Raw genomic sequence first — 11,973 nt, 5'->3', positions numbered from 1 at the left:
AAATCCTCATGGTGAGGAGCACGGCAACGCCGTGCGTCTCGAACCATGTGGCCGCTGTCGAGTCGGCCGGTCCTAGCTCGACGTCAGCAGGTTCACCTTGGCGTTGGCGAGGATCAGGCGATCGGCCAGCAGTTGCGCGAGGTTGCGCATGATGCGCTCGCCGGCGCGGGGGTGCTGCTTTCGGAAGCGTTCGAAATCGCGCAGCGGAATTTCATAGGCGGTGGCGGACATATCGGTGACCACGTCGGCGGAGCGGCGCGGTTCCAACAGCGCCATCTCGCCGAACGGCATTCCCGCCGTCAGCGTCGCCAGCCGGATGCCGTCGGGCAGGGTGACGTGAACCACGCCGCTTCTGAGGAAGAACAGCGAACCGGCGTCATCGCCGGTCGTGATGATCTTCTCGGCAGCCTGATATTTCCTGATCGAAGCCAGCGAAGCGAGGTCGGTCAGTTCCTCGTCGGTCAACCCATCCAGCAGCGATTGCTCGGACAGTTCCGTCGCTTCGAAAAAATCGATCGCGCCGCCATGGCGATACACCACCTGATCCTCGGCCCATTCGATCGCCGCATCGAGCAAGAAGTAGTTGCGGATGTTGGTGAGACCTTCGGTCCATTCCGCGATCATCTTCCATTCCGGCGAAGCGCGCTTGATGCCGGACAGGATCACGGTGACATGGTAGGCCGCGAGCTCGCGGAATTCCTCGGCGAACAGCCGGGCGCCGGCGGGGGTGACCGAGGCGACGCGGCGCAGGTCGAAAATCACGAATTGCGGACGCGGCTTGGCCGCCAGCGCGCGCGAGACATAATCGACGCTGGAGAGCGAAAGTGCGCCGACCAGTTCATAGACCAGCACGTCCTGGTGATGCGCGGAGAGGATGTTCTGTTCGTGCGGGCGGCGGCTGCGCCGCGACGGGCTCTTGCCCATGTTGTAGTCGGCGATGATGCTGTTGCGGGCGTCGTCGCTGCGGTTGAGCATGTGCAGGTTATAATGCGACGACAGCGCTTCGCAGACCTTGATGCCGCGCACGCTGTTGCCGTGCTTGTCCAGCTTCGGCGAATAGCTGCCGAGCCCGAGCCGGGCGGGCAATGCCGCCAGGATACCGCCGCCGACGCCGCTCTTGGCGGGAATGCCGACGCGGTAGATCCATTCGCCGGCATAGTCGTACATGCCCGATGACGTCATCACCGACAGCGTCCGCGAAATCGCGTACGGCGTCATCACCTGTTCGCCGGTCACCGGGTTGACGCCGCGATTGGCCAGAGTCGCCGCCATCACGGCGATATCGCGCGCGGTCACCAGCACCGCGCATTGCCGGAAATAGGCCTCCAGCACCGACGTGACATTGTCCTTGATGACGGCGTTGGTGCGCAGGAGATAGCCGATCGCCCGGTTGCGGTCGCCGGTGGCGCTCTCGGAGGCGTAAACGGCGTCATCGACGTCGAGGTCGCGTCCGGCGAATCGCCCGAGTGCCTGGCGGATGTATTCGAACGCGCCGTCGCCCTTGGTCTCGTGGATCAGCCCGGTGCAGGCGATCGCGCCGGCATTGACCATCGCATTGAAGGGGTGGTTCTCGGCGTTGAGGCGGATCGAGTTGAAGGGGTCGCCCGACGGCTCGACGCCGATCGCGCTTTCGACGCGGGCGGCGCCCAGCGTGTCCAGCGCCAGCGCGAACACGAACGGCTTTGACATCGACTGGATGGTGAAGGGAATCTGGGTGTCGCCGACCTCGTAGACGTGGCCGTCGAGGGTGGCGAGGCTGATGCCAAAATGGGCAGGGTCGGCCTTGCCGAGTTCAGGGATGTAATCGGCGACGGCGCCGCCGGTCTCTGCCGCGAAATCCGCGTGACACGCGTTCAGAAACCGCAGCAAAGGCGGTTTCGAGCTGGTCCAGGCCGCAGCACCGGTGGGCGATACTTTCATCGCCCCCGTTTTGCAACGCAATCACGGAACGCGCAACTGGTTCGCCACCAGAGATTGGCGGCGGACCAGCAGCAGCGCGATCAACACGGTGGGAACGAGGATGGCGAGTCCCAGTGACGTGACCTGGATCTGCGACAGCGGCATGATACCGCCGCCGGGCGTCGCCACCACAAAGCCGCCGATCACCAGCAATACCCGCAACGGCCATTCCAGCGCGCCGGCGCCGCGGAGGTCGCCGACAAAGGCCTGATAGCCCTGGATACCGCCGCAGATGAACAGCGTGCCGAAGGCGGCCAGCCCCATCAGGCCGAGGCCTTCGAGATAGGGGTTGTCACCCTGCAGCACCAGAGCAGGATTGAGCACGAAGAAGAACGGGATGAAGTAGATGATGCTGCCGACCCACATCGATTCCCATCCCGTTTTCATCGCAGGCGACCCGGCGATGCCGGCGGCGGCGAACGAGGCGATCGCAACCGGCGGCGTGATCGACGACAGCATGCCCCAATAGAAGATGAACATGTGGACGGCCATGCGGTTGAGGCCGAGCTTCTCCAGCGCCGGCGCCACCAGAATGGCGAGGAAGATATAGCAGGCCGTCGTGGTCAGCCCGAGCCCGAGGATCAGGCTGGTGAAGGCGCACATGCCAAGCAGCAGGAAGGCGTTGTCGCCGGCGATCGCGAGCAGGTCGTTGGCGAGGCTCGAGACCACGCCGGTCATCGAGAACGCGCCGATCAGGAGGCCGCAGCCGGCGAGAATGCCGACCAGTTCGACGAAGGTGCGCCCGTTGACCTCGAGAAACTTGCTGATGGTCGAAAGCGTCCAGCGGGTGTCCTTGGAGAACAACTGGTTCAGCACCAGCAGCAACGCGGTGGCGTAGAACGGCGCGTGGCTCTCGCGCTTGAAGTAGAGCAGCATCACCACCAAAAGCGCGATGACGAAGACGTAGTACCAGCCGGCCTTGATGGTGTCCCAGATCTTCGGCAGTTCGCTGCGCGGAATGCCTTTCAGGCCATGGCGCGCGGCGTAGGAATCCACCTGCATGAACAGGCCGACATAATACAGGGCGGCCGGAATGATCGCGGCGATGGCGACGTCGGCATAGCTGACATTGAGGAACTGGGCGATCACGAACGCGGTCGCGCCCATCACCGGTGGTGCCAGCACCGCGCCGGTCGATGCGCAGGCCTCGATGGCGCCGGCATAGGAGGCGCGAAAGCCGCTCTTCTTCATGACGGGAATCGTCATGGTGCCCGCGGTCAGCACGTTCGAGATGATCGAGCCGGACATCATGCCGAGCAGGCCGGAGGCAAAGATGCAGACTTTTGCCGCGCCGCCGCGGAAGGTCCCGCACATCGCAAAGGCGATGTTGATGAAGAACTTGCCGGCGCCCGTCATCATCAGCGCGGTGCCGAACACCAGGAAGCCGATCACGGTATCGGCGAAGGCCTGGATCGGAATGCCGAGCAGGCTTTCGCCCGACAGCACGTGATAGGCCGTGGTCTGGTCCAAGGTGAGCTGCGAGCCGCGGAACGGACCGAGCCAGCTGGCTTCGGCGAACAACGGATAGACGGTGAAGGGGAGCACGCTCAACAGCAGGCTCCAGCCGCCGGTGCGGCGCAGCGCCTCCATCAGCACGAACCACATCACCAGGCCCGCCGCGATCACGTTCTGCGGCGCGCCATCGGATTCCCAGCCGAACTGGGCAGCCTTGCGAACGTTCAGCATCAGCCAGATCGAGGCGGCAAAGGTCGCCACGAACAGCAACAGATCGTACCAGGGGATGCGGTCGAGCGGCGCGGTCTCGGTTCCCGGAAAGATCAGGAACGTGAAGGGCAGCATCAGCGCGATCAGCAGATAGAAATATTCGGTGTTGAGCTGGGTATAGTCGACGAAGAACCGCAGCGAGAATTGCTGGTTGATGCAGAGCAGGATGGTGGCCGCGGTCGCGACCACCAGTGCCCAGCGCCAACCACCCTGCAAGACCCGCACCCGCGTGACTTCGGCTTCCTGCAGATTGCCGATGCCCGCGTGCGGATCCTCGAACTCGATTCGCTTCGTCGTAGCCGCCGCACTATCGGACGCAGACATCATTTACCCCCAGCAGAATCGTGTTCGCCTTCGATTTTCCGCGCGAGCGAAAACGGCGGTTATTGTTCGAAGCCGTTCGGCATATTGGCTTTGGCAAGGGCTGCCGCGCGCGCGGTCATCCATCCGTCGAGAAACGCCTTGTCGTCCGACGCCGGGCTGCCCTTGCCGTACTCGGCCCATGCCGCTGCCAGCACGTCCTGGCGCTTCAGCAGGCCATTGTTGTGGGCCTCCTGCTCGGCGGTCCATTGGCCGGCTTCCTTCAGCGCCTTCACGGCACCGGGATGCACCGGGACTACCCAGTTCTTGGTCTGGCGGTTGGCCGCAAGGCCGCCCGCGCCGGGCGCGGAATCCTTGTAGGCGTCATAGTTCACGATCATCGCCTTGGTGATGGCATAGACGAGTTCGGCCGGCTGCGCGGCATAGGTGACGAAGACCGGGTAGGGGTAGTTCGCCGACTCGATCGGCTTGTCCGGAGAGATACCGGCGCCACAGGTCGCCACCTGCGGGAAGAAGAAGGAGCCGACCTTCTTGACCCGCTCCCATCCGGCCTTGTCGCCGGCGGGAAGCGGCGGCCACACCAGCCCGCGCGGCGAGGTTTCGGCTTCCTTGGCGGGCCCGGTGATGGTGGTGCCGAAGGCGGCGTCGGTATCGTTGTTGATCAGGCCCTTCCACATCGCGCCGTAGCTGGCGAACTCGACGATCTTGACGTCGGTCTGCTTGAGGCCGGCGAAGGCGAGAATGGCCAGCGAGTTCTGGTTCAGCGCCGGCGAGCCGACGACGAAGCCGACCCGCTTGCCGCGGAGATCCTTGACTTCCTTGACGCCGGCATCCGCAGCGACGCCGAGGGTGCCGGTATTGCAGTCGACCGAGGACAGCAGCAACTGCAGCGATTGCGGGCCCCATTCCTTGGCGCCGAATTCGAACACGCCTTCCTGCGCGAAATAGCTGCCCGATCCCATCGCCGACATCGCCGCACGCTTGGCCCGCAGCGGCGCCAGCCGCGCCACGTCGTTGCCGGCGGGCAGCACGCGAACGTCGGTCGAATATTTGTCCTTCATCATCTTGCCGACGCCGACCGCGATGTTGAAGCCGGCGGTGCCGGTGTCGTAGGCGGTGACCGCCATCGTGGGCGGCAGCTTGACGTCGTCGGCCAGTGCCGCGGCGGATGCCACGAGCGAGATGCCTGCCAACGCGGCAGGTGCGAAGTTCATCAGCCGACCGATCATGTTTCCCCCTAATTGTTTCGTCAGACGAAACTTTTGATTGCCGCGATCATGTCATCGCAGGATGGCGATGACAACGTCCGCACAGTTTCAAAGCCGCAATTGCAGCCGATCCACCACCGGACAGATTGTCGCGCGTCATAAGTAGGGTGGTGAAGTTCTAGGCGTCGATGATCGCGACGACCTGTCCTTCGGCGATGACGTCGTCGAGTTTGACCAAAATTGCCTTGATTTTTCCTGCGGCCGTCGAGGTGACCGGGATTTCCATCTTCATGGCTTCGACGAAGGCAATCTCGTCGCCGTCACCGATGCTTGCGCCGTTCTCGACCGCAAGCGCGCAGACGCGGCCGGCCACTTCGGTGACGATCTTGATATCTGGCATTCCAATCTCCCGGGACCGTCTGATGGACTTTTCGTCCTTGTGAACGGCTTTTTGTTTGTGGCGGCAGATTGCCTGAGGTAGCTTGATCCGCAAGTGGAATTTTATTCCGCTCGACGGAATGAGGCCATCGATGGGAAGACGCTCGGAACGGCTCAGCAAACAGGGAATGCTCGCCAGCGATCTGGCAGGCGAGGGCGACGTGATTCAGGTGGTATCGCGGGCCTTCGATGTCCTGCGCTGCTTCGAGGGTCATGAAGCCCGGCTCGGCAATCTCGAAATTTCCAATCGCTGCGGCCTGCCGCGCTCGACGGTGTCGCGGCTGACGCACACGCTGACGCGGATGGGGCAACTCGTCTATCTGCCGCGCGACCAGAAATATCGCATCGGACCGAGCGCGGTGGCGATGAGCACCTCTATGATGAAGGGGCTGCAGCTTCGCAACCTGATCCGGCTGCGGCTGCAGGATGTCGCCGAGCAATTGCCGGGCACGGTCGGCTTCGTCATCCCCGATCGCTTTCATCTGGTCTATCTCGAATTCGCGCGCGCGGCGAACGCGCTCGGCCTGCACGAGACCACCGGTAGCCGCATCGCGATGGCGAGCACGGCGGCGGGCCATGCCTATACCGCCGCACTCGATATCGACGTCGGCGATGCCTTGATCGCGGAGATGGAGCGCGAGATCCCGGAAAGCGCCAAGCTGTTGAAGCCGCGCATCGAGGACAACCGCCGTCACTTGCGCGAACACGGCTATGTCGTGGCTTGCGGCCTGTGGAGCCCGCACATCAACGGGCTCGCGGTGCCGCTGTGGTCGCCGCAATACCAGACCTATGTGGTGGCGACGATCGGGCTTCTCTCCGCGATGTTCGACGAGAAGCGGCTGCACCGCGAAGTGGCGCCGCCGATGCGCGAACTGGCGGCTGCGATCGGCGGCCTGCTCGAAGGCGCCGACGGCGACATCTTCTCGAGCCGGCTGGAACGAAAGCCGCTTCCGGTGCCGACCCATAAGATCAACAACAATAAAATCATAAAAACGGAGGAGACGAATGAACTGGAAGCCGGAACTCGACGACCTCGCCCGGCGCGAAGCGTTCGCGCGCGAGATGGGAGGCGTTGACAAGGTCAAGCGTCAGCATGACCAGGGCCGGCTCACCGTTCGCGAGCGCATCGACAAACTGGTCGATCCAAAAAGCTTCCACGAGGTCGGCGCGGTCTCCGGCGTCGGCGAATACGACGAAAACAACGAACTCAAGCATCTGACACCGGCGAACTGCGTGTTCGGCCGCGGCAAGATCGACGGCCGCACCGTGGTCGTGGTCGGCGACGACTTCACCGTGCGCGGCGGCTCGGCCGATGCCTCGATCTCGACGAAGCCGCTGATGGCCGAGGAGATGGCACATGATTTCCGCCTGCCGATGATCCGCGTGATCGAAGGTTCCGGCGGCGGCGGTTCGGTCAAGACCATCGAAACCCGGGGGGCGGCCAATCTGCCGGGCGGCGTCGGCGGCACGCGGGCGTACTGGTTCACGACGGCGAACATGGCGCGGGTGCCGGTGGTCGGTCTTGGCCTCGGTTCGGTCGCGGGCCTTGGCGCCGCACGGCTGGCGGCCAGTCATTACTCGATCATGACCCGGAGCTCGGCGATGTTCGTCGCGGGTCCGCCGGTGGTGAAGCGCCTCGGTCAGGATTTGACGAAACAGGAACTCGGCGGCGCCGATATCCAGACCCGTGCCGGCGGCGTTGACGATGCCGTCGACACCGAGGAGGAGGCGTTCGTGCGCGCGCGGCGATTCCTGTCCTACCTCCCATCCTCGGTGTTCGACCTGCCGCCGACCACGCCGTGCAGCGACGATCCGGAACGGGCGGAGGAATCGCTGATGAAGGCGGTGCCGCGCAACCGCCGCCAAGTCTACAAGATGCGCCCGATCATCGACGCTGTCGTCGACAAGGGCTCGTTCTTCGAGGTCAACGCCAATTTCGGCCGTCCGGTGATCACCGGGCTTGCGCGCCTTGAAGGCCGCGCGGTGATGGTGCTCGCCAGCGATCCCTTTCATTACGGCGGCTCGTGGACGGCGGACGCCTGCGACAAGGTGATCCGCTGGGTCGACTTCGCTGAAACCTTCCATCTGCCGGTCGTCTATCTGATGGATTGCCCGGGCTTCATGATCGGGCTCGAGGCCGAGAAGTCGGCGACCATCCGCCATGGCGTGCGGGCGATGGCCGCCGTCAACCAGAGCACCGTTCCCTGGTGCACCATCATCGTGCGCAACGCCTTTGGCGTCGCCGGCGTCGTGCACCAGCCGGCCAACCGCTATTCGATGCGCTATGCGTGGCCGTCCGCCTATTGGGGCTCGCTGCCGCTGGAAGGCGGCATCGAGGCCGCCTATCGCGCCGACATCGACGCCGCCGGCGATCCCGCACTGAAGCTGAAGGAGATCGAGGATCGCCTCAACAAGCTGCGTTCGCCGTTCCGCTCGGCCGAAAAATTCTGGGTCGAGGAAGTGATCGATCCCCGCAAGACGCGCTCGCTGCTGTGCGAATTCGCGCGGCTCGCCGAGCCGATCCGCACGGCGGGGCCTTCGACCAGCATGACGATCCGGCCGTAGAGGCGAATGGCGAGTAGCGAGTAGAAAGTGCCCTATTCGCTATTCGCCACTCACTCGCTACCTCACGCCGGTTTCGGCGCCGGCGCCGGCGCCGGCCGGGAAACCGTAACCACCAGCAGCGAGGCGACGATGCAGAGCGCGCCGGCCACGAAGAAGGCCGGCACGTAGCTCGCAAGCAGCGTTCGCGACAGCCCGGCGCCGAAGGCCGCAGTGCCTGCGCCCAACTGGTGGCCCGCAAAAATCCAGCCGAACACCATGTTGGCGCGTTCGGGCCCGAACCGCTGTGCGGTGAGCCGCACCGTCGGCGGCACCGTGGCGATCCAGTCCAGACCGTAGAACATCGCGAACACCGACAGTCCGTAGAACGAGAAATCGGTGAAGGGCAGGAACAGCAGCGAAAGTCCGCGCAGGCCGTAATACCAGAACAGCAGATAGCGGTTGTCGTAGCGATCCGACAGCCAGCCCGAGACGATGGTGCCGAAGAAATCGAAGATGCCCATCGCGGCGAGCAGGCTCGCCGCCTGCACCTGCGGAATCCCGTAGTCGAGGCACATCGGAATCAGATGGACCTGGATCAGGCCGTTGGTGCTGGCGCCGCAAATGAAGAACGTCGCAAACAGGACCCAGAACACGCTCGACTTCGAAGCATCGCGCAGCGTGCCGAGGGCCGCCGCCACGATCGGTGCGTTGTTGGGCGGTGGCGCCGGCAGTGGCTCGGTGCCTTCATCGCCAAACGGCCGCAGGCCGAGATCGCTCGGCCGGTCGCGCATGATCATGAGCACGGCGAATGCCGCCACGCCCAGCATGACGCAGACCAGTCCGAGTGCAATCCGCCAGCCATAATGATCGGTGAGTGTCGCCAGCAGCGGCAGGAACGCCAGTTGCCCGGTCGCGACGCTGGCGGTGAGAATGCCGACCACAAGGCCACGCCGCGCCACGAACCAGCGCGCGGCGATCGTGGCGCCCAGCACCAAAGCGGTCATGCCGGTGCCGATACCAATCACCACCCCCCACAGCAGCATCAGGTGCCAGACCTTGGTCATCGCCAGCGAGGCGACGAGGCCGGAGACCACGACCAGCAACGCCGACAGCGTGACGTTGCGCAGGCCGTAGCGGTTCAGCAACGCCGCGGCGAACGGCGCCATCAGGCCGAACAGGATGAAGCGGATCGACAGCGCCGAGGAAATCTCCGCGGTGCTCCAGCCGAATTCCTTCTGCAGCGGCACGATGAACACGCCGGGCGCGCCGACGGTGCCCGCGGTGATCAGGGCGGTGAGGAAGGTCACGGCCACCATCGCCCAGCCGTAATGGATATTGCGGCGGGCGAGGGCGGCTGACAGCCAGTTCGAGATCATTGAGCCTCAGTGGGGTTCGCTGGTTTTATCCGGGAGCCTTGCTGTCAGCTTCCTGGCAGCTTTCCCGGGACGCATCTTCAAGGTTTGCTTGTGATTTTCTTGGGAGTTCTTGCTGATTTGGCCTGAGCGGCACAGTATGGCGCAAGGGAAGTACGGCTGAAATGCCATACTTCCCTCATTTCAGGACATTCCGCAGTCAGTGTACGATCCGCTCAACCGCAATCGCGGTCGCCTCGCCACCGCCGATACAGAGCGCGGCGACGCCGCGCTTCAGGTTCTGTGCTTCCAGCGCATGCAGCAGTGTCACGATCAGGCGGGCACCGGTGGCGCCGATGGGGTGGCCGAGCGCACAGGCGCCGCCATTGACGTTCAGCTTCTCCCTGGGAATGCCGAGATCCTTCTGCGCCGCCATCGCCACCACGGCGAAGGCCTCGTTGATCTCGAACAGATCGACGTCGCCGACGTTCCAGCCGACCTTGTCGAGCAGCTTGCGGATCGCCGGGATCGGCGCGGTGGTGAACCACTGAGGTTCCTGGCTGTGGGTGGCGTGGCCCTTGATTGCGGCCAATGCCGGCAGGCCCTCGCGATCGACCAGCGAGCGTTTTGCGAGGATCAGCGCGGCGGCGCCGTCGGCATTGGCGGAGGACGCGGCCGGCGTAATCGTGCCGTTAGCCCGGAACGCCGCCTTCAACCCCGGAATCTTGGCGGGGTCGACCTTCAGCGGATGCTCGTCATTGGCGATGATGCGCGGCCCGGCCTTTTCGGTGAGCGTGATCGGCACGATCTCGGCCCGGAACGCCCCGCCCTCGACCGCCTTGCGCGCCCGGGTCAGCGTTTCCATCGCATAGGCGTCCTGGTCCGCACGGGTGAACTGATAGGCCTCCGCGGTGGCTTCGCCGAAATCGCCCATCGAGCGGCCAGTCTCATAGGCGTCCTCCAGCCCGTCCATCATCATGTGGTCGATGATGCGATCGTGACCGGCGCGGTAGCCCGATCGCGCCTTCGCCAGCAGATAGGGCGCATTCGACATGCTCTCCATGCCGCCGGACACCACGATGTTGGCAGAACCCGCGTTGATGATGTCGTGGGCCAGCATCGTCGCCTTCATGCCGGAGCCGCAGACCTTGTTGATGGTGGTGGCGCCGGTGGCATCCGGCAATTTGGCGCCGCGCGCCGCCTGTCGGGCCGGCGCCTGGCCCTGTCCGGCCGGCAGCACGTTGCCCATAAAGACCTCGTCGATCCGCTCGGGGGCCAGTTTGGCCCGCTCCAGTGCGGCACCAATGACGTGGGAACCGAGCTTGTGGGCGCTGAGCGGCGCGAGATCGCCCATGAAGCGGCCCAAAGGCGTGCGGGCGGCGGAAAGGATGACGACGGGATCGGAAGTGGTGGTCATGGTGAATCTCCCGGAGGCATGAGAATTAGATTATAATCATCATATGATGCGCTGCAAAAATTGCAACGGGACCATCCGCATAAATTGTTGTGAGATGGGCAGGCCGGCGAAGCGATCGGCACTGTCATCATCCGCGAAAGCGGATGATCCAGCAATCGCCGGTGGTTACTGGATGCCCGCCTTCGTAGGCATGACAACCGTCACCGCTTGCGGTCCAAAAATCCCTGCATCAGCCGCTGCGGCTCGCCGGTCAGGTAGGATTGCCCGAACACGCCGACGCTCAGATTGACAGATTCCGTCAGCGGCAGCTCTTCCCATTGCCGCAGCAGCGCCTTCTGCGATCGCAGCGCCTGCGGGCCGCATTCGAGCAGCGCCTTGACCGTGTGCTCGACCGCGGCATCGAGGCCGCCTTGCGGCGCGACCTTGTCGACCAGCCCCCAGGCGAGCGCGGTCGGCGCGTCGATATTTTCCGCCGTCATCACCAGCCAGCGGGCGCGGCCCCAGCCGATCAGCCGCGGCAGCAGGGCGGCGTGGATCACCGAGGGGATGCCGACACGTACTTCCGGCATCCCGAACATGGCGTCGTGCGCCGCGATCCGGAAATCGCAGGCGGCGGCGACTTCCAACCCACCGCCGAGGCACCAGCCGGGCAGGCGGGCGATCACTGGCGCGGGGAACTTGCGCACGGCTTCGCAGAGATCGCGCAGCTGGGTGATGAAGGCTTCGGCGGATTTCTGGTCGAGCTTCGCCATTTCCTTGATGTCGGCGCCGCCGATCATGCTCTTTTCGCTCTGGCCGGCCAGGATCACGGCACGGATATCGGGGTCCTTGGCGAGCTTCTCGAACCCTTCACGCACGCCATTGGTGACGGCGGAGGAGAGAATGTTGAGCGAGCCGGCGTTGCAAATCGTCAGGCGAACGACGCCTCTGGCGTCGCGGTGGACGCCGCAATGGGGATTGAGCACTTCCATCTGGTTTTCTCTGACTTTGTTGGGACGGTTGGTGCCAC

At 64.4% G+C, this 11,973-nt stretch carries 9 protein-coding genes; 2 read left to right on the top strand and 7 right to left on the bottom strand.

What is annotated here, in order from left to right; all coding sequences use genetic code 11:
* Positions 1-72: 72 nt before the first annotated feature.
* The 4 genes from glsA to BLR13_RS01710 form a co-directional block, all read right to left on the bottom strand.
* Complete coding sequence (gene glsA / locus BLR13_RS01725) at positions 73-1,920, bottom strand: glutaminase A (protein ID WP_074828265.1); 1,848 nt, start codon at positions 1,918-1,920, stop codon at positions 73-75.
* A 21-nt stretch (positions 1,921-1,941) separates the two neighbouring features.
* Positions 1,942-4,011, bottom strand: a complete 2,070-nt coding sequence (locus tag BLR13_RS01720; RefSeq protein WP_091976315.1) for a TRAP transporter permease — start codon at positions 4,009-4,011, stop codon at positions 1,942-1,944.
* Positions 4,012-4,067: 56 nt separating this feature from the next.
* Entirely contained in the window at positions 4,068-5,234 is a 1,167-nt protein-coding gene (locus BLR13_RS01715) for a TAXI family TRAP transporter solute-binding subunit (protein ID WP_074828267.1), read from the bottom strand.
* Between the two features lie 157 nt (positions 5,235-5,391).
* Entirely contained in the window at positions 5,392-5,613 is a 222-nt protein-coding gene (locus BLR13_RS01710) for an acetyl-CoA carboxylase biotin carboxyl carrier protein subunit (protein WP_074828270.1), read from the bottom strand.
* Between the two features lie 130 nt (positions 5,614-5,743).
* On the opposite strand from BLR13_RS01710, the gene BLR13_RS01705 reads away from it, so the two are divergent.
* Together BLR13_RS01705 and BLR13_RS01700 are read left to right on the top strand one after the other, a co-directional pair.
* Positions 5,744-6,727: an IclR family transcriptional regulator gene (locus tag BLR13_RS01705; protein ID WP_074828272.1), complete on the top strand. Its 984-nt coding sequence runs from the start codon at positions 5,744-5,746 to the stop codon at positions 6,725-6,727.
* A complete protein-coding gene (locus BLR13_RS01700; RefSeq protein ID WP_074828273.1) occupies positions 6,657-8,216 on the top strand; it encodes an acyl-CoA carboxylase subunit beta in 1,560 nt (519 codons plus the stop codon). The genes BLR13_RS01705 and BLR13_RS01700 overlap by 71 nt, the downstream gene beginning before the upstream one ends.
* 62 nt (positions 8,217-8,278) lie before the next feature.
* Here the strand turns inward: BLR13_RS01700 and BLR13_RS01695 are convergent, their stop codons facing one another.
* The 3 genes from BLR13_RS01695 to BLR13_RS01685 form a co-directional block, all read right to left on the bottom strand.
* Complete coding sequence (locus tag BLR13_RS01695) at positions 8,279-9,571, bottom strand: MFS transporter (protein WP_074828279.1); 1,293 nt, start codon at positions 9,569-9,571, stop codon at positions 8,279-8,281.
* Between the two features lie 196 nt (positions 9,572-9,767).
* Positions 9,768-10,964 (bottom strand): acetyl-CoA C-acyltransferase, encoded by a 1,197-nt coding sequence (locus BLR13_RS01690; protein ID WP_074828281.1) that lies wholly within the window; start codon positions 10,962-10,964, stop codon positions 9,768-9,770.
* 200 nt (positions 10,965-11,164) lie between these two features.
* A complete protein-coding gene (locus tag BLR13_RS01685; RefSeq protein WP_074828284.1) occupies positions 11,165-11,935 on the bottom strand; it encodes an enoyl-CoA hydratase in 771 nt (256 codons plus the stop codon).
* Positions 11,936-11,973: the final 38 nt, after the last annotated feature.

It is taken from the genome of Bradyrhizobium ottawaense (assembly GCF_900099825.1).
GTDB lineage: Bacteria > Pseudomonadota > Alphaproteobacteria > Rhizobiales > Xanthobacteraceae > Bradyrhizobium > Bradyrhizobium ottawaense_A.
Note: the sequence above shows the minus strand (reverse complement) of the source record. Positions and strands in the feature narration are given on the sequence as shown.